We start from the raw sequence: 21901 nt of genomic DNA on the forward strand, positions 1-21901 counted from the left end.
TCACCCCTGCCGGTTTCCAAGGAAGAGGGGTCAGAGTGCAACGAACCGGGATCTGCGCTAACGCACCGGTGCCCATCAAGGTCCTGTGGTAAGGTAAGGCGAGAGCTTCTGGAAGAGCTCGTCGTCCACAAGAAGGCATTTCTTGATATCCTCCACGGTGGTATATGGCCCGTGCTGCGTGCGGTACGCGACAATGGCCTTGGCGATGCTCCACTTCTTCCACAGGTAAGGATGGCCGGTGAACTCTTCGGCCGTGGCGGCATTGACGTTCAGCTTTCGGGCCAGGACGGCGTCCACACGCAGCAAGCCCGCGATCTTCTGCACCGCATCAGGTTTGTCACGCAGAACGAACACTTCGTTGAGTTGTTCGATGGAAACGTAGCCGCCCAGCTGGTTGCGGTACTTGATGATGCCGCGCGCGAATGACGGACCGATGCCGGGCAATGCGGTGAGCGCGGCACTATCAGCGGCGTTGAGTTCCACCACTTCGTACACGGGTCTGTCGGGCCAGGTCTTCGTGCGCTGGGATGTATCGCGCACGGGCCACGGCTTGCGTTCCCGACGTTCCGCGGAACGCAGTCGTTCGGGCGCGCTATCGGGCAAAAGCATGAACGGTGCCAACAGCGCGAACTGCTCGGGCTTGATGCTGTACATCTTGGCCACATCGGCCTTGCTGCGGAAGCGCCCACCGCGCTCCACCCATCGTAGGATGCCACCGGCTTGTCTCTCGGTGAGACCGAGCGCCATCCAACCTGTGCGGTCGAGGGCATTGGGGTCAAAAGGAGTGAGCCCCGCTGTGTCCAAAGCGATGGCACTTGGCTCATCCTTGGCCACGAATGCAACCACTGCTGACCGCTCGACTTCCGATAATGCAACTCGCTTTTCCGGGGACCATTGCCGGTAAGCCAACCACGATGCCCACATCAGCAGCCCCGCACAGGCCATGAGCATGGCCCGACGTTCCAAGTGGTGCAGGTCGAACGCGTCAAGGAGGCCATGGCCGCTGGGGCGCATCTCCACAAGCCCCTCTTTGCGCTGCCGCTTGGGGCGGACCAAACCAAGTTTGGTCGCCAGTGACTTCAAGGTCAGTTTGCGAACGGCCATGATCCGGGACGCTGGCTTCTTGACGAGCGGGGGCCCAAGAAGTAACGCGGTGCGCCGCATTCACCCGTGACGTGTTCCTTTGTGCATCGACCCGCCGGCATCCTCTTGGGAACCGGGACCCGGGCCGGCACACATCCAATGATCGGCATCATCATGGGCAGCCGCAGCGACCTGGAGGTCATGCGGGACGCTGCGGACGTATTGAAGGAACTCGGAGTGGCGTTCGAACTCACTGTGGTGAGCGCACACCGCACCCCTGACCGCATGGTGCAGTATGCGAAGACGGCGCGTGAACGCGGGATCAAAGCCATCATTGCAGGTGCTGGCGGCGCAGCGCATCTGCCGGGTATGGTGGCCAGCATGACGTCCTTGCCGGTGATCGGTGTACCCATCAAAAGCCGCAACAGCATTGACGGATGGGACAGCCTGCTGAGCATCGTGCAGATGCCCGGTGGCGTGCCCGTGGCCACGGTGGCCGTGAACGGTGCGCAGAACGCGGGCATCCTCGCAGCGCAGATCCTCGGGGCAAGCGACGCCACCTTGGGCGCCAAGCTCGATGCCTACAAGAAGGGGCTCGCAGAAAAGGTGGGCGAGGGCATTAGCGCCTTGAGGCAGCAGTTCCCGAACGGTTTCGACAAGTGAAACAGGCGGCGGGCGCTGCAGGGCGCATCCATGTGCTGCGGCTTGAGCCGGGCGAGGAGGTCCGCGGCACTCTTCGTGACTGGATCGAACGCGTGGGTCTTCAGGCTGCTATCATCACAAGCGCCGTCGGCAGTTTGTCCACCGCGCACCTGCGCTACGCCGGCCGCGCTGATGGTGTGGTGACCAGCACCGACCTGGAGGTGCTTTCCCTAAGCGGCACGTTGAGCATTCATGGCATGCACCTGCACTTGAGCGTGGCCGATCGCGATGGCCGAATGCTGGGCGGCCACATGCTTGACGGCTGCCTTGTGCGCACAACGCTCGAGCTCGCCGTTCAGGAGGTGGATGGTGTTCGCATGCCCCGCACGAAAGACCCCGCCACGGGCTACGACGAACTGAGCCCGGAAGTACGCTAGTTCACGGCACCACGTCCATCTTGGTCTTGCCGGCCGTTATGTAAGGGTATATCTCGTCCACATCGGCGTTCTTCAGTGCAATGCAGCCCCATGTCCAGTCCTGGCCGGCATCGATCCAGTGATCGTAGCCTTCCGGCACACCGTGGATACCGATCTCGCCACCGATGTCCTTGCCTGCGGGGATGAGGCCCTGTTGATGGCGTGCCTTGTAGCGCTTCCAGCTCTCCGCGTTCGGGTAATCCACCCAGATGAACTTGTGCCAATCGTTGTGCACGCGCTTGCTGCGGAAGCTGAACGTTCCTTCGGGGGTCTTGCGATCACCTTGATGGAACTTGTCGCCGACCGGTTTCTCGCCGAGCACGCACGGGTACGTCTTCAACAGCGTATCCCGCCCGCTCGGCAGCTTGGCGTGCACTTCGAAGCGCCGCTCGCTCTTGTCCACATGGAAGCGGACCGTTGCGGCATTGATGCGCAGCGAATCAACGAGCACGCCGAGCGGACGGATGCGCACAACAACAGGTGGCGCAGCAACGTGAGGATCTTCAGCAACCGCTGGGACCACAGAGGGAGCATCCTGGCATGCGGCGAACAATGGGAACAAAAGGAACAAACACGGTGCGGCACTCTTCATCGTGGGGGGAATGATGAACGCTGAATGCAGGTCGATCCTTTCGTAACGCGGTAGCGAGCCCGGCCGCTGATCAGCGGCCGGGCTCCGCTCCTACTGTACCAAGAACGGGATCGACACCTCAATGTCCGTGTCGCCGCCCGCGTTGGTGATGTCACCATTGCTCACGCCACTGGCCGTCTTGTCCGGTTCATGACGAAGCACCACCGAGAGCGATCCGGACCCTGCACCAGCGGTTGTCCACGTGCTGGCGAGGCCGATCGGGTTACCGTTCGCATCCACATCGCCATATGCGGTCCATGAGAGCCCGCTGCCCGTGGTGGTGAAAAAGAACTGGTGCGCCTCGGCTTCATCGGCCACCTCGTTGCTGATGGTGTCCGCCGGGTTCCCGGTCTCGTTCAGGAGCAGCACCGTGGCGTTGTACACGGTACCGGTCAACAGGGTGTCGCCGGTTATGATGGGGGCATTGCCCCCGTCCCCGTCCAGGTCAAACCAATCGAACACGGCCGTGTCGCCGCCCAAAGCGGGAACCATGGTCAGTCGAACGGTGGTGATGAGCTCTTCTTCGTTCACGATGGGAGGCGCCGGGGGATCCTCATCATCGTCTTTGCAGGCTGGCAGTGCCAGGATGAGGAGCGCCAGTACGGCCGCGCCCCATTTCTTGGGATGGAATACGAATTCGGTTTTCATGGTTTTGGGGTTGAGTTCGTGTTGATCGAGTTGTGTTGTGCAGTTCGTTTTCCGTTGTGCGTTGCCGAGACCGATGGGACTCACGGCGCCCCTTGCGGTTCGTGGTCGTTGGGGCCGCCACCGAACGCGTAGGTGATCCAGAGCACGATGTCCGTTCCGCGTGCATCGGCGTAGTAGCGGAAACGGTCCGTGTAGTCGCGGTAGGCCGCGTTGAGGAGGTTGCTGCCGCGCAAGCCGAAACGCAGACTGTTGCGTCCCAGCGGTCGTTCGGCGGTGATGGTGCAGTTCAGTAGTTGGTAGGCTGGTGGCGGTTCGGCGAAGTCGAGGCCTTCGGGGATGCGCTCCTGTCGGAAGACGATGTCGGTGCCGACTTCCACCGAAATGCGCGATCGCTGGTCCGGCCCCGAACGCTTGAAGACCAGTCCGCTGCCCACGCGGTCGCTCGGCATCTGGAACAACCACTCATCGCGCACGAGGTCGCGACCGCGCACCGTGCTCGCTGCGACACGCCAACGCCAATTCCGGTGCAAGCGCAGTTCGCTGTTCAGGTCGGCGCCGCACAGCAAGGCATCGGTAGCGGTGTATTGGAAAACGGGGAACGCCCCGCGCACCGTGAGCCGCGTTCCGTTCGGTCGCAGGTAAATGAAGTCCGTGATGTGCGATGCGTGGAGGGTAACGTCAATTCGAAGCCTGCGGCCGAAGAAGCGCTCTGACAGGTCGAGCACCGCCTTCCATGCGCGTTCACTGGCCAGCTCTGCATGGCCTTCCTCGATGGCGGCGGCACCGTGGTGCAAGCCTTCGCTGTACAGTTCGCTCACATGCGGCGGGCGGAAGGCGCTGCTGATGTTGAACCGCACTTGCGCACTGTCCTTGGCCGTCCACGCAGCCCCGGCACTGAAGGCCGTGTTGGTGAAGCGATGGCCAGGCCGGACGAGCATATTGTCCGTTGTGTACTTCACCACATCGAGCCGGGTGGCTTCCAAACGCGCTCCAGCCTCCAGTTCCAGGCGTTCACCGATCGGCAAATGCTCCACCACGAACACGCCGCCGGTGGTACGGGTGTAGTCCGGGATGAGCGGACGGACACCAGTACCGGGGATGTTGTCGTTCTCTTGCAAGAGGCCGTTCACGCCGATGCGGCCGTGCATGTGCTTGCCCAGCCAGTGTTTGAGCACTGCATCCGCCGCGTGGGTGGTGAGGTAGAGGTCCAACGCAGGCTTGGCATCGCGACCAGCACGGCGGATGTCGTACTCCTGCCGATCATCCGCTTGGTATGCATAGGTGACCACGAGCCGGTCGTGTTCGGTGATGGCGTACCCGGCCTCGGCCTTCAGCAAATTGTGTTGTGCCACCTGCCGTGGCGCGTTGATGTCGTATGAGCGTTCACCGATGAACCATGGTTCGCCACGATCCAACGCGTTCTGCAGATCGGTGAGGTTCCCGATGTGCGCGGCGCGCAGGATGCCCAGTTCTCGACCGAACCAACTGTAGTACACCCCCGCGTTGAAGCGATGGTCGCGGTAGCCGAGCGCCGCCGAGCCTCCTGCCTCGCGAAGCCCGGTGTTGCTGAGCACATAGCGCCCAGCATCGCTGTCGCCGAGGTATCGCCCGCTGCCTTGCACCCGCCATCCGAAGCCACGCACGCTTCCCAAGCCCCCTTGCACCATGGCGTTCGCACCGCCGCCACGCCCGTTGTACAGCCCCAACCCGCGTACTTCGCCACTGGCACCACCGCTTCGTGGCAGCGCCACCGGTTCGGTGACAATGACGCCGCCGATCGCATCGCTGCCGTACTGCACACTCGCCGCACCCTTCACCACGGTGATGCGATCGCTGCTGAGCGGATCGAGGTTAGGGGCATGTTCCGCTCCCCATTGTTGATCTTCCTGCCGCACGCCCTGGTTCAACAACAGCACGCGATTACCGGTGAGCCCGTGCACCATGGGCTTGCTGATGTTGGGACCGCTGTTCAGCACCGAAACGCCTGGCACGGCGGCCAGCACCTCACCGAGCGATTTCCCCGAAGCCCGCTCCATGTCGGCGCGATCAACGGTGCGACCGGCCTGCCCCACATGCTCATCGGGCCGCTTGCGCTTTACCTCGGTTTCGTGCAGCTCGTGTGCATGGTGTTCGAGCTTTATCTCCAACACCTGGTCACCCTTCAGGTCTACGCGCCGCTCCACGGGATCGCACCCAACGTGGCCCACACGTAATGAGTAGGTCCCGGGGCAGAGCCCTTCCATGCGGAAGTACCCATCGGCTCCGGCCTGCACACCGCGACCTGTCCCCACAAGCTCCACCGAAGCGAAGTCGAGCGGTGTGCGGTCGTGCTCGTCCACCACGCGGCCGGAAAGCACAAGGTCGCATTGGGCTTGGACGCCCAACCAGAGGAAGGAAAAGGAAACGGAGAGGATGAACTTCATGGAATGCCCGAGGCATTCGGCCAAGGGCGGGTTTGTTGAACGAAGCACGACGCCCACCGCAATGGACGTGCGCGCTCAATGGAGCATCTGCCTTAGGCAGTCCGGTTCAACAAACTGGAGGGCCGCGCGCGCCGGGAGCTTCGAGCGGTGGCACCAACGGCACAAGAGGCGAAGACAGGATCGCTTCGCCAAGAACTGCACGACGAACGGTCAAGCAAAGTGATGCTTGTTCCTCACCGACGGGCGGCAGAGCATCGCAAACAGGGCATGGGGCATCAAGCACATCAGCACCTTCGGGGGCATCGTGATGATCATGCTCAACCACGCACGCATGCAACCAGTCGCGCGGGATCACCGCCACCGACAACACTCCCAGCAGGAGCATCGCAAGTACTCGACGGAGACGGGTGCCTGACATGGGAACAAACGTAAGCATCTTCACGCCCGTACGCCGCTGTCGGCTCACCGCCCACAACACGGCTCTTCGGCCATGCCTTCCCTCGCGCGCTCACGCTGGCAACGTTTCGGCCTGAATGCGTCCCGCTATGCGCTCGGTCCGATCGGCGGACTTGTGGTGCCCTGGTTGGTGATTCACCAGAGCGGCTCGCAAGCGGCATGGGGTGATGCGTTGCGCATCATCATACCGCTCCAGTTGTTCATTCATGTTGCGGCATGGGGAAGCCGGGATCATCTGCTCCGGTTGTTCGCCTCGACGGAGGTGCAACCCCGAACGCTTGTCGCACAAAGCATGATCACACGAGCGGCGGTTTTCCTCCCCATACTTCTGTTAATCGGTCTTTTGGGCAACGGACCGTGGCCATTCGCGGCACTTTGGGCCGGTGGCGCAATGCTTGCCAGTTCTTTCGAGGCCCTCTTCATCTGGCAGAAGCGGTTCGGCCTCATGCTGCTTATGGATGCCATGGGGTTGCTCGTCCAATGCGCAGCGCTCGTTCTCCTCGGCCCATTGAACACCAGCACGGTGCTTGTCACCTTCACGCTCGGTGCAGCCGTCAAATTGGGCATTCTCCGTGTGTGGTCATACAACCTACCACGACATGAACCATCCATTGATGTGTTCGGTGTTTCCATCCGATCACACTTCATGGACGCTTTCCCGTTCTTCCTCATCGGCTTCAGCGGCCTGCTCGCTTCACGCATCGACCTCTATACGGCCAACGCACTGCTGCCGCCCGTGGAAGTCGGGCGCTACCAGATCATTGCGTCCCTTTTCGTGCAGTGCCAGGCCCTCGCCGCGCTTGTGGTTCTGCCCCTTTCACGCGACCTGTTGAAGCTGAACGTGGAGAGCGTGGCGCGGTACGCACGTCGTGCGCGGATGTGGGCTGCTCTGGGTTTGATCCCGCTTTGCGCCATGGCCTGGGTGCTCTTTTGTTTCGGGTTCGGTTTCCGGCTGGCCTGGCACACAATGGCCGCAGCGGCGCTGATGGTGTGGCCGGTGTTCGCATACGTACCGTACATCAACACCTTGTACAAGCACGGTCGCCAACGCACCGTGATGTGGTCCAACTTCGCCGCGGCAGCAACCTCCTGCGTGCTCACCGCGCTACTCCTTCCATCGCTTGGCCCCACCGGCGGGCTGTTGGCCGCTGCCGCTGGCCAATGGCTCATGCTGGCCAGCATCACCGGTGCAATACGACGCATGCATGCTGTGCCCGGAATGTGAGGCCCTGCTTTCCGCGGAATGGACCTGTCCGAACGGTCATGCTTGGCCGCTGGTGGATGGTGTGCGCCGTTGTGTGAACGCCGAACTGTCGCGCACGCTCGATCCGTTCCTGGATGCCTTTCAAGACCATCGCGCGGTGCGCGATGAACGTATCCTCGAGCCCGCACTGTTCCCCCGGCTTCCGGAAGCCGGTGTGGAACACGATCCGGCGTTGTGGAAATTGCGCATGTACGATCTCGATCTGATCAAGCGCTTGTTGTCCGACCGCGCCCCATCCGGTGGTCTGCGCATTCTGGATGTCGGCGCATGGAACGGCTGGTTGAGCCACCGCCTCTCCGCGATGGGCCACCACGTCACGGCGACGGATGTCTTCATCGACGCGCATGACGGGCTTGGGGCGGTGCGGCACTACCCGCACAAATTCCTCGCGGTGCAGGCCGATCAAGAGAGGCTGCATCTTTTCGAGGGACCCTTCGACCTGGTGGTGGCGCAACGCTGCGCCGGCTACTTCGTTGACCTGGCCCGGAGCATCCAGCAACTGCAAGCACTTGTCGCGCCCGGCGGGGTGCTGCTCTTCACCGGGGTGAACGTTTACCACGACCCGCGAACGATCCGCAAGCAACTGGCGCAGGAGGCGCGCCACTTCGCTGAACGTTATCACTTGCCCTATTTCTTCAAACCAGTGAAGGGCTTCGTGGATGAGGATGACGCACACCTGATGGAGCGACACGGGATCGAACTGCGGTCCTATCCCCAGCTCCGCTTGAAGAACTGGCTCAGCCGCCCACTGGCGCGTAAACCCCAATACCAATACGGGATATGGACCGCAGTGCGGAACGGCGCCTGATCGCGCTGGTCTTCTTGTTGTACGCGGTCATCATCACTTGGTCGACCTGCGTGCACGGCATGTGGCTCGATGAACTGCAACCGTGGTGCGTGGCCAGGGACAGTGGTTCGCTGGTGGACCTCTACCACAATACGCGCCACGAGTTCCACCCACCGGTCTGGTACGTGCTTCTCTACTTCATCACGCGGTTCACGAGCGCTCCGTTCAGCATGCAAGTCGTGCACCTGATGATCGCGCTGAGCACGGCAGCCGTTGTGCTTTGGCGAGCACCTTTTCCGCTATGGTGGCGCGCCAGCATCCTCTTCGGTTACTTCTTCCTCTTCGAGTACAGTGTGATGGCGCGCAACTACGGTCTGGTGGTGCTGGGCTTGTTGGTGGCAGTGGACGCCAGGAAGAACCATGGCCCAGGTTGGAAATGGGCCATGGCCTTGGTCTTCGCGGCGTTGAGCCACCTCTGGGGAACTGCGCTTGCCGTTGCCATGCTGCTTGGTGAAGTGTGCTCCGGGAAGCGCGAACGCATGATCGGTCCGGCACTGTTCATCGTGATAGCATGCGGAGCAGCTGTGTTGTGGGCCTGGCCCGCATCGCATGCACCGCGGCTTTCCGTTGTGGACGAGCTGCAACTGCCCAATGCGCTTGCGCGGATCGCCACTTCAACAACACAAGGCCTGCTTCCGTGGCCGAACCTCGCCAACGATCCCGTCTGGAACCACAACGTGATCCATGACAACAGTCGCTTGGTAAGCGCGCTGCTGGGGCTGGCCCTCATAGCGCTGCTGTGGTGGTGCACACCGCGTGAAGTCAGCGCGCGCGTCTTCTTCTGGTCGGCGTTCGTGGGTTGCCTTGCTCTTCCCATAATGGGCGGCGCCTATGAAGTGCGGCACTACGGCCCTCTTTGGATCGGCTGGATCATCCTCCAATGGGGATGGGCACCCGTGGAACGGCGCGCCAAGAACTTGACCTCAGGCCTGCTGGCGGCCCAGATGGTGGGAGGTGTGCTTGCCATGGACATGACCGTAGCAGCGACACCCCTGAGCGAAGCATGCCGACTTCCGTCGGTGGTTACGCAGGCCGGGGCCGAAGATCTTCCTGTGGTCCTGGATGCGTACACGGCATCACCTTCAGTGTCCGGCTACCTTCAGAAGCCCGTGCTCCGCGCGCTCGACGGCAGTACGGGCAGCTTCTGCGATGGAAGTCTGGCACCGTATCTACAGAGCGACAGTGCAGCGCTCGCTGCGGTCGAACAACTGCCATGGGACAACTTCGTCTGGTGCACTGCCCGTCACTGGCACACGGATACCTTGGTCCAACGGCTCGGTGCTGATGTGCAGCAGATCGGCGACCTGACCCGAACGCTGGTGCCTTCAGAACGACTCACCGTTCTTCTTGTCCGCCGACCATGAGCAAAGGCATCCTCCTCTTCAACCCGCGCAGTGCCGAACACAAGTTCCGCATCCCGAACTCCATCCTGCAGGTAGGTGCCAGCGTGATGCACGAGCGTGAAGTGGCGTTCGTGGACGGGAACCGGGAACGCGATCCATGGGGCGCGATCGCAAGGCACCTTTCCTCCGGTCGCTTCCGGTTCTTCGGCAGCACGGTGATGCCCGGCCCGCAGCTACGCCAAGCCATCCCGTTCACCAAGCAGGTACGCGAGCAATTCCCCGATGTTGTCACGGTGTGGGGCGGCTACTTCGCCGCGAACCAGCACAAGGTGGCCCTCACGAGCGGCTTCGTGGACTATGTGTTCGATGGCATGGCCGACCAAGCGCTGCCTGAGCTGCTTGCGGCGATCGAGCAAGGCACTTCGCTCGATGGGATCAAGAACCTGATCCACATCCGCGATGGCGCCATTGTCCGCAATGCGCGTGCACCCATACCCGACCTGGATGCGCTTCCAGCCCTGCCGTACGAAGCGCTGGACAAGTCCTACCCGCTGGGCAACTACCTGGGCAAGACCTTCCTCGGCCTGCGCACCATCGCCTACCACAGCAGCTTCGGCTGCCCGTTCACCTGCGGCTTCTGTGCGGTCGTGCCCATCTACAACGCTCGGTGGAAAGGAATGAGCGCGCAACGCATCCATGCAGACATCGTCCGCATCAAAGACCAGTGGGGCGCGGACGCCATCGAGTTCCACGACAACAACTTCTTCGTGAGCGAGAAACGCACGGTGGAGTTCAGCAAGCTCATCGCTCCGCACAACATGCGCTGGTGGGGCGAAGGCCGGATCGATACCATCGACAAGTACACGGACGACAGTCTGGCGGTGATGCGCGACGCCGGTTGCCGCATGATCTTCTTCGGCGCGGAGAGCGGCGACGATGAACAACTGAAGCGCATGGACAAGGGCGGCACGCAGACCGGTGCGCAGATCCTGCGGTTCGCGGCGCGCATGCGGAAGTTCAACATCATACCGGAGTACAGCTTCGTGCTCGGCTTCCCGGCCAATAGCGAGGCCGATGTCCTCGCGCAGATCGACCGCGACATTGCTTTCATCAAGCAGGTGAAGGACACCAACCCGGACACGGAGATCATCATCTACGTGTACAGCCCGGTGCCAACGGAAGGCAGCGAGCTCTTCGAACGTGTGAAGGCAGCAGGCTTCAAGTTCCCCGGGCATTTGGAAGATTGGCTCGATCCCGCGTGGGAAAAGTTCGACCTGCGCAAGAACCCGCTCACACCGTGGCTCACTGCGCGCGCGGTGGACCGCATCCGCGACTTCGAGACCGTGCTGAACGGGTATTACCCCACCGTGAGCGACATCAAGCTGAGCGGTTTCCAACGGAGCGCCATGCGCGCCGTGAGCACCTTGCGCTACCGCACCGGCATCCATCGTTGGCCCTACGAGCTGAAGGCGATGCAGAAGTTCTGGAAGTACCGCCAGCCGGAGGTGGAAGGGATGTGAACGTCATGCGCAAGTTGCTTGTCCGTTTGCTGCACCCTCTTCTCCGGAAGTGGTATTCCGTGCACAATGCTGCACCACGCCACTACCGCGCGAACGGCCTCGATCTGGTGGTTCTTCCCGGTGTCTTTCACCCGGGGTTCTTCCACAGCACTGCGCTGTTGGCGGAGCACATCACCACATTGGACCTGAACGGCCAGCGCTTCCTGGAACTGGGTGCAGGCACTGGTCGGGTTGCGCTCACTGCGGCACGTGCCGGTGCGGTGGTCACGGCCAGCGACATCAACCCCAAGGCCGTTGAGAACGTACGGATCAACGCCGCGCGCAACAATCTCGCTGTGGATGCCGTGCAGAGCGATCTCTTCGACCAGCTGCCCGGCCACTTCGACCTCATTGCCATCAACCCACCCTATTACCGGCGCGATCCTGCCACAGATGCCGAACGGGCCTTCCTCGCCGGGGCTGACCATCAGTACTTCCGCCGCTTGTTCCCGGTATTGGCACCAAGGATCGATCGCGGGACCCGGGTGATGATGGTGGTGAGCGCTGACGTTGACCTTGCTCCCGTTGCCGCCATAGCCAAGCAAAGTGGGCTCCACTTCACGGAAGTCAGGCGGAAGAAACGCTGGGGTGAGGCCCAGGTCATCTTCGCCGTCCACCGGTGACCGGTTGCAACCGACCGTCACACTATCGGTCCGCTATCGGGCACTCCGCTACCTTTCGGACCGTGAAGCAGCTGTTGGTCATAGCCTTGCTCGCTCTTGCCGCATTCACGGCATGCACCGGTGCGTACGGCCAGAACACTGAAGCGCAGGTTTCGAAGCCCACCACCGTTGAAGCGCTGACCAACGAGTTGTGTGGTTGCTTCTCCGCCATCGACCTGAAACAGAGTGACGCAGTGATCGATGCGCGCGTGAAACGCTGCATGGAGGACGCCATCGTGCACAACCCCGGCGCGATCCGCTCCCTCATCCAGGACACACCGAAGCAGAACACGGTGGGCTTCGACCTGGGCCGCACGTTGGCCGCCCTGCTCGATGGACGTTGCGGGGCCTACCGGAAGGTGAAGGAGCGCTTGCGCCCGGGCCGTACCGATGCGGCTGTTCGCAACTCGCAGAGCTGACCTCCTTCGTCGTGTCCGCTGCCGGTAGTTTCGCGGTCGAACAGCACATCAAAGCACCGTACATGAACCTCCGTTACGCTTTTCCCATTGCCGTTGCCCTCCCGCTTCTCGCCACCGCCCAATGGGCTTCGTTCACCGGCGGTGGCCAGATCACGTCCATCCGCAGTATGACGCAGGACGTAACGGGCCACTACGCGGTGACCTACCCTACCGGCATCAAGAAGAGCACGAACGGAGGGACCGTTTGGGCGCCGGTGAACAACGGATTGCCGCAATCGGGCCAGAGCTACTTCGTGGAAAGCGTGTTCAACAACGGCACTTCGCTGTTCGCTGGAACGCAGAGCGGTGTGTACCGCAGCGACGACAACGGGGCATCGTGGTCAGCGGCCAATGGCACGCTCACAGCTTCGAACACGGTGTTCGCCAATAAGTGGTTCGTGAACGCCGGTGTCACCATGGCGATCTTCAATGGTGACATCGCAAGTGGCGGCGGGATCTGGCGCACCACGAACGGCGGAACGACGTGGACGATCGGCCACAGCGGCATGGGAAGCAATGCACGCGTGTACAACATCTGCCTCCACAGCAATGGCTTCCTGTACGCTTCGAGCAACGTCGGCCTGTACATCAGCAACGACGGAGGGCTTAACTGGCAGATCAGCTCCACGATGAACTATTCATGTTACGCGATCGCGAGCAACGGCGGCAATCTCATCGCGCTGACCACCTTCGGCTACAAGTACAGCAGCAACAACAATGGATCCTGGACCGACGCTACAGGCGATCCCGCTTCACCGACCGGCGGTGATATCGCGGTGTTCGATGGGAAGGTCTATGCAACTGTGGTGGCCGGCGGTGGTGGCTCCACTTCCGATATGCTCGTCAGCCTCAATTCCGGGCTTACCTGGGCGAGCGTGGCCAACGGCATTGGTGCCACCGACCTGATCTCCATGCAGGAGTTCTTCGTTTCCCCGAGCAACCTGTACATCGGCGCACTGTTGGACATCTACACGATCTCCGACAACAATGTGGGCATGCCCGAAGAAGCGTTCGAACACTTCACCATTGCGCCCAACGCTTTCGAGGCGTCGTTCATCGTAACCGGTGCGCAGGTTGTTGCCGGCGATCGTTTCGAAGTGCTCGACATGGTGGGCCGACTTGTTCTTAGCACACCTGCGTCAGGCACTTCAACGGTCATCGACCGCGGCCAGTTGCCGAGCGGCGGCTATCTGCTCCTGCATGAGCGCGACGGCGCGCGCAGCTTCGTGGGCAGGCTGACCGCGCTGTGAGCATCCTGCGGAAATAGAAAGACCCCGGTGCTCGCCGGGGCCTCTCCGTCCAACCAGAGCTCGTTCTATTGCTTCACGAGCCTGATCTGCGCCAGCGGTCTGCCGTCCGCGTTCAGCGCAATGAGGTAGTAAATGCCGGTGGCCCAGCCGTCCGTGTCGATGGTGCGTGCCGGACCTGATGTCCATACGCGCTGCCCGAGCAGTGTGTAGAGTTCGATGGCAGCGATGTCCTGAAGATCACCCGTGATCGTGAGCTGGTCCCGCACCGGGTTCGGGTACGCCGCGATCCTTGCGCTCTCGTTCTCGTCGATCCCGACACCAACGGTCTCGCAAGCATCACCGATGCCGTTACCATTGAGGTCTTCCTGCAAGGGATTGCTCACCCATGGGCAGTTGTCGCAGCCATCACCCGCGCCATCCTCGTCGAAGTCTTCCTGGTCAGGGTTCAAGGCCGTTGGGCAGTTGTCCGCGCAATCGAGCAGACCGTCACCGTCGCTATCAGGGTTCGGAACGATACCGGTGTTGCCACCAGCGCAGATACCGCAATCATCGAAGAAGGCCCCACCTCCTACCACACCTGAGCAATCGACAAGGTTATTGAAGCCCACGCACTGGCAGTTGATCGTCCAGCTATCGTTGCTCGTGTTCGGGTTGTTGTCGTTGCAGAGCGACCCGGGCATGTTGCTGCCACCTGGTACGCCCATACAATCGATGAGCAGACCCGCGCAGATGCAATCCGTGCCCCAGATGTCATTGCCGGTGGCCGCGTTACCGTCATCACAAGCAGTACCGGGCATTGCGGGACCGTTCACCTGGCCCAGGCAATCGGTGATCTGCAGCACGCCAAGACAAGCACACGAGTTGCTCCAGGTATCGTTCACCGTATTGGGGTTCCCGTCGTCGCAGGAGGTACCTGGCCAGTTCGTGCCGTTCGGTATGCCAAGGCAATCAAGCTGTTGGCCGATGCACTGGCAGTTATTGTCCCAAGTGTCATTGGCCGTGTTCGCATTGTTATCGTCACATGCTGAACCAGGTTGAGCGCTACCGTTCGGCACACCCAAGCAGTCCAGACAAGTCGAGTTGGGTACGATGCCCGTTGTGCCACCAGCGCACAAGCCGCATTGGTCAATTGCTGCCGTGCCGTTCGCCACACCAGCGCAGTCGAAGTTGATCGGCGTGCCAGCGCAAGTGCAGTTGGCACTCCAGGTATCGTTCTGCGTGTTGGCGTTGTTGTCATCACATGCAGAGCCGGGTTGAGCGCTGCCGTTCGGTACACCCAAGCAATCCAAGCAGGTCGAGTTAGGAACGATGCCCGTGGTGCCACCAGCGCACACACCGCATTGGTCAATTGCTGCCGTGCCGTTCGCCACACCAGCGCAGTCGAAGTTGATCGGCGTGCCAGCGCAAGTGCAGTTGGCACTCCAGGTATCGTTCTGAGTGTTGGCGTTGTTGTCGTCGCAAGCCGAACCTGGCTGAGCACTACCGTTCGGCACACCCAAGCAGTCCAGACAAGTCGAGTTGGGTACGATGCCCGTTGTGCCACCAGCGCACAAGCCGCATTGGTCAATTGCTGCCGTGCCGTTCGCCACACCAGCGCAGTCGAAGTTGATCGGCGTGCCAGCGCAGGTGCAGTTGGCGTTCCAGGTATCGTTCTGCGTGTTGGCATTGTTGTCATCACATGCAGAGCCGGGTTGGGCGCTGCCGTTCGGTACACCCAAGCAATCCAAGCAGGTCGAGTTCGGAACGATGCCCGTGGTGCCACCAGCACATACACCGCACTGGTCGATGGCAGCCGTACCGTTCGCTACACCAGCGCAGTCGAAGTTGATCGGCGTGCCAGCGCAGGTGCAGTTGGCGTTCCAGGTATCGTTCTGAGTGTTGGCGTTGTTGTCGTCGCAAGCCGAACCTGGCTGAGCACTACCGTTCGGAACGCCAAGGCAGTCGAGACAGGTCGAGTTCGGAACGATGCCCGTGGTGCCACCAGCACATACACCGCACTGGTCGATGGCAGCCGTACCGTTCGCTACACCAGCGCAGTCGAAGTTGATCGGCGTGCCAGCGCAAGTGCAGTTCGCGTTCCACGTGTCGTTCTGCGTGTTGGCGTTGTTGTCGTTGCAGGCGCTGCCAGGCAGAGCGCTGCCGTTCGGTACACCCAAGCAGTCGAGACAGGTCGAGTTCGGCGTGATACCCGTTGTGCCACCAGCGCACACGCCGCACTGGTCGATGGCAGCCGTACCGTTCGCTACACCAGCGCAGTCGAAGTTGATCGGCGTGCCAGCGCAGGTGCAGTTGGCGTTCCAGGTATCGTTCTGAGTGTTGGCGTTGTTGTCATCACATGCAGAGCCGGGTTGAGCGCTGCCGTTCGGTACACCCAAGCAATCCAAGCAGGTCGAGTTAGGAACGATGCCCGTGGTGCCACCGGCGCAAACGCCGCACTGGTCGATGGCTGCCGTGCCGTTCGCCACACCGGCGCAGTCGAAGTTGATCGGCGTGCCAGCGCAGGTGCAGTTGGCGTTCCAGGTGTCGTTCTGGGTGTTCGCGTTGTTGTCGTTGCAGGCGCTGCCAGGCAGAGCGCTGCCGTTCGGTACACCCAAGCAGTCGAGACAGGTCGAGTTCGGCGTGATGCCCGTGGTGCCACCAGCACACACACCGCATTGGTCGATGGCTGCCGTGCCGTTCGCCACACCAGCACAGTCGAAGTTGATCGGCGAGCCGATGCAAGTGCAGTTCGCGTTCCATGTGTCGTTCTGGGTGTTCGCGTTGTTGTCGTTGCAGGCGCTGCCAGGCAGAGCGCTGCCGTTCGGTACACCCAAGCAGTCGAGACAGGTCGAGTTCGGCGTGATGCCCGTGGTGCCACCAGCACACACACCGCATTGGTCGATGGCAGCCGTGCCGTTCGCCACACCAGCGCAGTCGAAGTTGATCGGCGTACCAGTGCAGGTGCAGTTCGCATTCCAGGTATCGTTCTGGGTGTTCGCGTTGTTGTCATCGCAGGCTGAACCCGGTTGAGCGCTACCGTTCGGTACACCAAGACAGTCGAGACAGGTCGAGTTCGGCGTGATGCCCGTGGTGCCACCGGCGCACACACCGCACTGGTCGATAGCTGCCGTACCGTTCACAACGCCCGCGCAATCGAAGTTGATCGGCGTGCCAGTGCAAGTGCAGTTCGCGTTCCACGTGTCGTTCTGCGTGTTGGCGTTGTTGTCGTTGCAGGCGCTGCCAGGCAGAGCGCTGCCGTTCGGCACACCCAAGCAGTCGAGACAGGTCGAGTTCGGAGCAATTCCCGTGGTGCCACCGGCGCACACACCGCACTGATCGATGGCGGCAGTGCCGTTCACTATTCCCGAACAGTCTGTGCAAGTCGAATTCGGAATAACACCCGTGGTGCCACCGGCGCACACGCCGCACTGGTCAATGGCTGCCGTGCCGTTCGCTACACCAGCACAGTCGAAGTTGATCGGCGTGCCAGCGCAGGTGCAGTTGGCGTTCCAGGTATCGTTCTGAGTGTTGGCGTTGTTGTCGTCGCAAGCCGAACCTGGCTGAGCACTACCGTTCGGCACACCCAAGCAGTCGAGACAGGTCGAGTTCGGCGTGATGCCCGTGGTGCCACCAGCGCAAACACCGCACTGATCAATGGCAGCAGTACCGTTCACAATGCCCGCACAATCCGTGCAAGTCGAGTTCGGCGTGATGCCCGTGGTGCCACCAGCACACACACCGCATTGGTCGATGGCAGCCGTGCCGTTCGCTACACCAGCACAGTCGAAGTTGATCGGCGAGCCGATGCAAGTGCAGTTCGCGTTCCATGTGTCGTTCTGGGTGTTCGCGTTGTTGTCGTTGCAGGCGCTGCCCGGCTGGGCACTACCGTTCGGTACACCCAAGCAGTCGAGACAGGTCGAGTTCGGCGTGATGCCCGTGGTGCCACCAGCACACACACCGCATTGGTCGATGGCAGCCGTGCCGTTCGCCACACCAGCGCAGTCGAAGTTGATCGGCGTGCCAGCGCAGGTACAGTTGGCGCTCCAGGTATCGTTCTGCGTGTTGGCATTGTTGTCATCGCATGCAGAGCCGGGTTGAGCGCTGCCGTTCGGCACACCAAGACAGTCGAGACAGGTCGAGTTCGGCGTGATGCCCGTGGTGCCACCGGCGCAAACGCCGCACTGGTCGATGGCTGCCGTGCCGTTCGCTACACCAGCACAGTCGAAGTTGATCGGCGAGCCAGCGCAGGTGCAGTTGGCGCTCCAGGTATCGTTCTGCGTGTTGGCATTGTTGTCATCACATCCAGAACCAGGTTGAGCGGCGCCGTTCGGAACTCCCAAGCAGTCCAAGCAGGTCGAGTTCGGCGTGATGCCCGTGGTGCCACCGGCGCAAACGCCGCATTGGTCAATTGCTGCCGTGCCGTTCGCCACACCAGCGCAATCGAAGTTGATCGGCGTGCCAGCGCAGGTGCAGTTGGCGCTCCAGGTATCGTTCTGCGTGTTGGCATTGCTGTCATCACATGCAGAGCCGGGTTGGGCGCTGCCGTTCGGCACACCCAAGCAGTCCAGACAAGTCGAGTTCGGCGTGATGCCCGTGGTGCCACCGGCGCATACGCCGCACTGGTCGAAGGCAGCGGTGCCGTTCGCCACACCGGCGCAGTCGAAGTTGATCGGCGTGCCAGCACAGGTGCAATTGGCAAGGATCACATCGTTGACCGTGTTCGCGTTGCCATCATTGCACGAATCTCCTATCTGACCTGGAGTATTCGGGCAATTGTCGATGGCGTTGCACAGGCCATCACCGTCGGTGTCCGCCACCGGCGTGCCGACGCATTGGCACTGGGCGTTCAGCACGTCGTTCGTCGTGCACGCGTTGTTGTCGTTGCAAGCACTTCCGATCTGGCCCGTCACGTTCGGGCAGTTGTCGATGGCGTTGCACAGACCGTCGCCGTCGGTGTCTGCCACCGGCGTGCCGACGCATTGGCACTGGGCATTCAGCACGTCGTTGGTGGTGCAGGCGTTGTTGTCGTTGCAGGCACTTCCGATCTGACCCGTCACGTTCGGGCAGTTGTCGATGGCGTTGCACAGACCGTCGCCGTCGGTGTCTGCCACCGGCGTGCCGACGCATTGGCACTGCGCGTTCAGGACATCATTCGTGGTGCAGGCGTTGTTGTCGTTGCATGCGCTTCCGATCTGACCCGTCACGTTCGGACAGTTGTCGATGGCGTTGCACAGACCGTCGCCGTCGGTGTCTGCCACCGGCGTGCCGACGCATTGGCACTGGGCATTCAGCACGTCGTTGGTGGTGCAGGCGTTGTTGTCGTTGCATGCGCTTCCGATATGGCCCGTCACGTTCGGGCAGTTGTCAATGGCGTTGCACAAGCCGTCGCCGTCGGTGTCTGCCACCGGCGTTCCCACGCACTGGCACTGCGCGTTCAGGACATCATTCGTTGTGCAGGCGTTGTTGTCGTTGCATGCGCTTCCGATCTGACCCGTCACGTTCGGGCAGTTGTCAATGGCGTTGCACAAGCCGTCGCCGTCGGTGTCTGCCACCGGCGTTCCCACGCACTGGCACTGGGCATTCAGCACGTCGTTCGTCGTGCACGCGTTGTTGTCGTTGCATGCGCTTCCGATCTGACCCGTCACGTTCGGGCAGTTGTCGATGGCGTTGCACAGACCGTCGCCGTCGGTGTCTGCCACCGGCGTTCCCACGCACTGGCACTGCGCGTTCAGGACATCATTCGTGGTGCAGGCGTTGTTGTCGTTGCAAGCGCTTCCGATCTGACCAACGACGGTAGGGCAATTGTCCAAGGCGTTGCAAACACCATCACCATCCGTATCCGCAGCCGGTGTGCCCGCGCACACGCAGCTCGCGTTCAGGACATCATTGATGGTGCACGCATTGTTGTCGTTGCACGCGCTCCCGATCTGGCCAGGCGTATTGGGGCAGTTGTCACTTGCATTCGGCACACCGTCACCGTCGCTGTCAGTTGCGGGCGTTCCTGTGCACACGCAGTTCGCGTTCCATGTATCGTTGATGGTGTTGGCATTGTTGTCGTTGCACGGTGTCCCTGCCAGTTGGGTCCCGCCGGGCACACCAGTACAGTCATACAGAATGCCCGCGCAAACACAGTTAGCATTGTACGTATCCAGTCCGGTGTACCAAAGTCCATCGTCGCAGGTGGCACCAGGTACCGCAGGTCCCCCGACCACACCCATGCAGTCGATCGGCTGGCCAATGCAAGTGCAGTTCGCGCTCCATGTATCGTTGCCAGTGTTCGCATTGCCATCGTTGCAGGCTGTGCCCGGCAGTGCCGGCCCGCCGACCACGCCCAAACAATCGGTAGGCGGTGGACCACCCGACGCTACAGCGATCGACCCCAGCGAGAGGTTCCAGTACGATCCACTGGTGGTCGTTTCGAGCTTCACGGCGCGCACCATGTATTCCCCGCCAGCCACGAAAGGCACCAAGGGTGAGTTGTAGCTGTTGCCCGCGATCATGGTCGCCACGATCCTCTGCGGCACCCCGTTCGCATCGAACTTGTAGAGGTAGTAACCAGCGGCACCGGCAGCAGGGCTCCACGAGAACGCCGCATTGCCACCACTGTTGGTCACCGACAGACCGGTCGGTGGCGCGGTCATCATCATGCGCAACGTAGGGTCGCCCATGAGGCCCATATGCACCCGGCTGAAGTTGTTGCCCTGCCAGCCGCCGTTCTGCGGGCTGTAGATGGCACCATTGTTCATGCTCTGCAGCACACTCGTACCGATGTGCTCGCCAAGGCCCATGGGATGGAACCACCAGTTGGGCGCACCCGCCCAAACGCTCGAAAGGCCCTGCCCCGCAGCGATGTACGATCGCAGGAAGTTGTTGCGGTTGTCCCAGTCGCCGAAGTAGCTGCCGAACGACATGTTGAACACGCCGCCGCTCACCGTACCACCTGCAAAATCCTGGGTGGTGGCGATGTTGTTCGCACCGTTGTAGGTGAGCACACCATTGTCGGTGGCTTGCAATCCACCACCGCTGCTGTATGTCCAGAGGTAGCTCTGGTTATTGATGTACGTTGTGTAAGGCAGCCCGTACGGATAGCAATCGGTGATGTTGGTGGGCCCCACGCAAGGTGCAATGCCTTTGTAACCGCTGCCCGCAAGCGGGTTGGCCACCCACTGCAGGTTATCGAACACCAGACCACGGGTGGTCGGGGTCCAGCCCTTCACCTTGAAGTTGTGCGCACGGTCCAGATAGTTCTTCATCAACTGCACCTCGCCCGCGCTGAACGCCGGCATATCGTACATGTCCACGCGGCCCACGGCCAGTTCGATCGCGCTGGGGAAGTCGCTCTGGTCGAATTTGCCGTCGCCGGGCGTGTTGCGGTTGGCCACGCGTTGCGCGCCACCGTTGTTCACCGATGCATCCGTCCATGAACCGTTCAGTTCGCCGTAGTAGCCGTCGCAGGGCCAAGCGCCTTGGTGTTCCGCATGCCCATCGGGGTTGATGTTGCCGCTGTACGGCACCGGCACATGACCGATGGCGTACACCGCTTTCACGTTCGTGGGATCGGCGTTGTAGGTGTTGATCACGAGCTGGCGAACGCTGCCCACGCTTGCCGTCCTGCTAACGTCATGGCGTACGATTTTCCAGCCATCCGCTTTGAGGTCGGTCTGAAGCTGCTGCAATTCGAGGTTCAGGGAGGCGGCCAATTGATTGTCCACCAACAGCACGATGATGCCCATGTAGTCCAACACCGGAGCTTCGATGCCCGCCACCACGTATCCATAGCCGGTGCCCGCACTGGCCGTTCGCGTTACGCGGTACTCGTACACGGTGCCTACGGCAACCGCATTGTCCTGGTAATTGGTGGCCGTACCCGCCAAGGTGGCCAGCGCATTGCCCCATGTGGTTGCCGTGCGCGCCTTGCGATGGACGGTGAAACCGGTGGTACTGGGCTGGCTGCTCCAGTTGAGCGTGATGCGGGCAGGGTTCGCCTGCACCGTGGCATAAGCCTGAACGCTATTGGTAACAGAGACGCTTTGCGCGCGCAGCATCATGGCAGCGCACAGGAAAGCCAAGAGAGCAACGATCCTTCGTTCCATCGGCAGATGTTGGTTGGACTACAGCCGAGGAAGACTTGCCGCGGTGAGCATTCCGCGGGACCATTGAGCAACTGGTCCCCGTGGGCG

The 21901-nt window shown here is 61.6% G+C and carries 14 protein-coding genes; 9 read left to right on the forward strand and 5 right to left on the reverse strand.

Annotated elements, in window-relative coordinates; genetic code table 11:
• Positions 1 to 75: 75 nt before the first annotated feature.
• Entirely contained in the window at positions 76 to 1104 is a 1029-nt protein-coding gene (locus tag IPJ76_04210) for a helix-hairpin-helix domain-containing protein (protein QQR87437.1), read from the reverse strand.
• A gap of 138 nt (positions 1105 to 1242) precedes the next feature.
• Between IPJ76_04210 and purE the strand changes: the two genes are divergently transcribed.
• Positions 1243 to 1746, forward strand: coding sequence for a 5-(carboxyamino)imidazole ribonucleotide mutase (gene purE, locus IPJ76_04215; protein ID QQR87438.1), 504 nt, complete (start codon positions 1243 to 1245; stop codon positions 1744 to 1746).
• 26 nt (positions 1747 to 1772) lie between these two features.
• Complete coding sequence (locus tag IPJ76_04220; protein ID QQR88391.1) at positions 1773 to 2162, forward strand: DNA-binding protein; 390 nt, start codon at positions 1773 to 1775, stop codon at positions 2160 to 2162.
• 1 nt (position 2163) lies between these two features.
• On the opposite strand, the gene IPJ76_04225 is transcribed toward IPJ76_04220, so the two are convergent.
• From IPJ76_04225 to IPJ76_04235, 3 genes are all read right to left on the reverse strand, one after another.
• On the reverse strand, positions 2164 to 2673 hold the full coding sequence (locus tag IPJ76_04225; protein QQR87439.1) for a L,D-transpeptidase family protein: 510 nt from the start codon (positions 2671 to 2673) through the stop codon (positions 2164 to 2166).
• A gap of 210 nt (positions 2674 to 2883) precedes the next feature.
• On the reverse strand, positions 2884 to 3480 hold the full coding sequence (locus tag IPJ76_04230; GenBank protein ID QQR87440.1) for a type 1 periplasmic binding fold superfamily protein: 597 nt from the start codon (positions 3478 to 3480) through the stop codon (positions 2884 to 2886).
• A gap of 80 nt (positions 3481 to 3560) precedes the next feature.
• Entirely contained in the window at positions 3561 to 5903 is a 2343-nt protein-coding gene (locus IPJ76_04235) for a TonB-dependent receptor (protein QQR87441.1), read from the reverse strand.
• A gap of 847 nt (positions 5904 to 6750) precedes the next feature.
• On the opposite strand from IPJ76_04235, the gene IPJ76_04240 reads away from it, so the two are divergent.
• The 7 genes from IPJ76_04240 to IPJ76_04270 all read left to right on the forward strand — a co-directional run bounded on the left by IPJ76_04240 (position 6751) and on the right by IPJ76_04270 (position 13742).
• A complete protein-coding gene (locus IPJ76_04240; protein ID QQR87442.1) occupies positions 6751 to 7584 on the forward strand; it encodes a hypothetical protein in 834 nt (277 codons plus the stop codon).
• Entirely contained in the window at positions 7565 to 8431 is an 867-nt protein-coding gene (locus tag IPJ76_04245; protein QQR87443.1) for a methyltransferase domain-containing protein, read from the forward strand. Before IPJ76_04240 ends, IPJ76_04245 begins: the two co-directional genes overlap by 20 nt.
• The gene (locus IPJ76_04250; GenBank protein ID QQR87444.1) at positions 8404 to 9834 is read left to right on the forward strand and encodes a hypothetical protein; all 1431 of its coding nucleotides are present in this window, start codon (positions 8404 to 8406) and stop codon (positions 9832 to 9834) included. The genes IPJ76_04245 and IPJ76_04250 overlap by 28 nt, the downstream gene beginning before the upstream one ends.
• Positions 9831 to 11333: a B12-binding domain-containing radical SAM protein gene (locus IPJ76_04255; GenBank protein ID QQR87445.1), complete on the forward strand. Its 1503-nt coding sequence runs from the start codon at positions 9831 to 9833 to the stop codon at positions 11331 to 11333. The genes IPJ76_04250 and IPJ76_04255 overlap by 4 nt, the downstream gene beginning before the upstream one ends.
• A gap of 5 nt (positions 11334 to 11338) precedes the next feature.
• Entirely contained in the window at positions 11339 to 11995 is a 657-nt protein-coding gene (locus tag IPJ76_04260; GenBank protein ID QQR87446.1) for a methyltransferase, read from the forward strand.
• Between the two features lie 62 nt (positions 11996 to 12057).
• Complete coding sequence (locus IPJ76_04265; GenBank protein ID QQR87447.1) at positions 12058 to 12453, forward strand: hypothetical protein; 396 nt, start codon at positions 12058 to 12060, stop codon at positions 12451 to 12453.
• Positions 12454 to 12515: 62 nt separating this feature from the next.
• Complete coding sequence (locus IPJ76_04270) at positions 12516 to 13742, forward strand: hypothetical protein (protein QQR87448.1); 1227 nt, start codon at positions 12516 to 12518, stop codon at positions 13740 to 13742.
• 65 nt (positions 13743 to 13807) lie between these two features.
• Here IPJ76_04270 and IPJ76_04275 read toward each other — a convergent pair whose 3' ends face one another.
• Complete coding sequence (locus IPJ76_04275; protein ID QQR87449.1) at positions 13808 to 21814, reverse strand: T9SS type A sorting domain-containing protein; 8007 nt, start codon at positions 21812 to 21814, stop codon at positions 13808 to 13810.
• Between the last annotated feature and the right edge of the window lie 87 nt (positions 21815 to 21901).

Source organism: Flavobacteriales bacterium (assembly GCA_016699575.1).
Taxonomy (GTDB): Bacteria; Bacteroidota; Bacteroidia; order Flavobacteriales_F; family PHOS-HE28; genus PHOS-HE28.

Excerpts from the sequence above, each read along its gene's own strand:
- IPJ76_04240 (QQR87442.1), top strand. The coding sequence starts at position 6,751 with ATGCTTGCCAGTTCTTTCGAGGCCCTCTTCATCTGGCAGAAGCGGTTC.
- IPJ76_04210 (QQR87437.1), bottom strand. The coding sequence starts at position 1,104 with ATGGCCGTTCGCAAACTGACCTTGAAGTCACTGGCGACCAAACTTGGT.
- IPJ76_04275 (QQR87449.1), bottom strand. The coding sequence starts at position 21,814 with ATGGAACGAAGGATCGTTGCTCTCTTGGCTTTCCTGTGCGCTGCCATG.
- IPJ76_04260 (QQR87446.1), top strand. The coding sequence starts at position 11,339 with ATGCGCAAGTTGCTTGTCCGTTTGCTGCACCCTCTTCTCCGGAAGTGG.
- IPJ76_04235 (QQR87441.1), bottom strand. The coding sequence starts at position 5,903 with ATGAAGTTCATCCTCTCCGTTTCCTTTTCCTTCCTCTGGTTGGGCGTC.
- IPJ76_04250 (QQR87444.1), top strand. The coding sequence starts at position 8,404 with ATGGACCGCAGTGCGGAACGGCGCCTGATCGCGCTGGTCTTCTTGTTG.
- IPJ76_04270 (QQR87448.1), top strand. The coding sequence starts at position 12,516 with ATGAACCTCCGTTACGCTTTTCCCATTGCCGTTGCCCTCCCGCTTCTC.
- IPJ76_04245 (QQR87443.1), top strand. The coding sequence starts at position 7,565 with ATGCTGTGCCCGGAATGTGAGGCCCTGCTTTCCGCGGAATGGACCTGT.
- IPJ76_04230 (QQR87440.1), bottom strand. The coding sequence starts at position 3,480 with ATGAAAACCGAATTCGTATTCCATCCCAAGAAATGGGGCGCGGCCGTA.
- purE (QQR87438.1), top strand. The coding sequence starts at position 1,243 with ATGATCGGCATCATCATGGGCAGCCGCAGCGACCTGGAGGTCATGCGG.
- IPJ76_04255 (QQR87445.1), top strand. The coding sequence starts at position 9,831 with ATGAGCAAAGGCATCCTCCTCTTCAACCCGCGCAGTGCCGAACACAAG.